Raw genomic sequence first — 788 nt, 5'->3', positions numbered from 1 at the left:
CGTTTGGAGCCAACTCTTCAATGTCTTTACAGATATCAAGAATGACCGGAATGGTTCGCAGTGCTTTAGCAAATCCGCCAGGGCCTGTGGTTTCTTGTCCGATCACATCGTATTTGATAGGAATTCTTTCATCGTTTGCTCGAGCAGCAAGCCCGCCAACACGGAATTGAGTCATGACAAAGTCAGCGCCTTTGATCGCAGCACGGCGGTCAAAATCAGCTTTAATTTCAATATCCGCGCCCGCTTTATCGACCATCCGCTGAGCCAAGCCCTTGATGATTTCTAGTTTTTCCGCGCCGGATTCTATGTCCACAAAGTGAATCTGTTTAACTGGCAAGTAATCCAAGCGTTTGATTACCCCTTCAACCAATTCCGGGGTATAGCTACTGCCACCACCAATAATGGCAAGTTTGATCGCCTCTCTAGACATAATGATTTCCTTACTTGTTCGCGAGTTGCTTGTTCAAAGCGACAATCTCAACAGCCATTTCTTGCGCTAGAATCGTTGTCATTAAATGATCTTGAGCGTGCACCATAACCAGAGTCATCGGCACTTTGCCTTCCCCCTGATCTTCTTCGATCAGTTGCGTCTGAATTAAATGCGCCTTGTTAATGCACTCTCTGGCTTGCAACAATTTCTCTTCTGCTGCTTCAAATTTTTGCTCTCTCGCCAAACGGAGCGCTTCATAACTTAAACTTCTGGCTTCACCCGCATTGCAGATGATTTCCATTACAACCAGTTCTTGTTCCATTTTCTCTCTCCAGAAATATGGGCTGCTTGGTAAAAC

At 45.6% G+C, this 788-nt stretch carries 1 protein-coding gene and 1 pseudogene; both read right to left on the bottom strand.

Annotated elements, in window-relative coordinates; genetic code table 11:
• A pseudogene (locus tag R8N49_RS26435) lies at positions 1–430 on the bottom strand (6-phospho-beta-glucosidase); the annotation flags it as partial.
• A 10-nt stretch (positions 431–440) separates the two neighbouring features.
• Positions 441–752 (bottom strand): PTS lactose/cellobiose transporter subunit IIA, encoded by a 312-nt coding sequence (locus R8N49_RS26430; RefSeq protein ID WP_005461092.1) that lies wholly within the window; start codon positions 750–752, stop codon positions 441–443.
• Positions 753–788: the final 36 nt, after the last annotated feature.

It is taken from the genome of Vibrio sp. 1978, from assembly GCF_033344345.1.
Note: the sequence above shows the minus strand (reverse complement) of the source record. Positions and strands in the feature narration are given on the sequence as shown.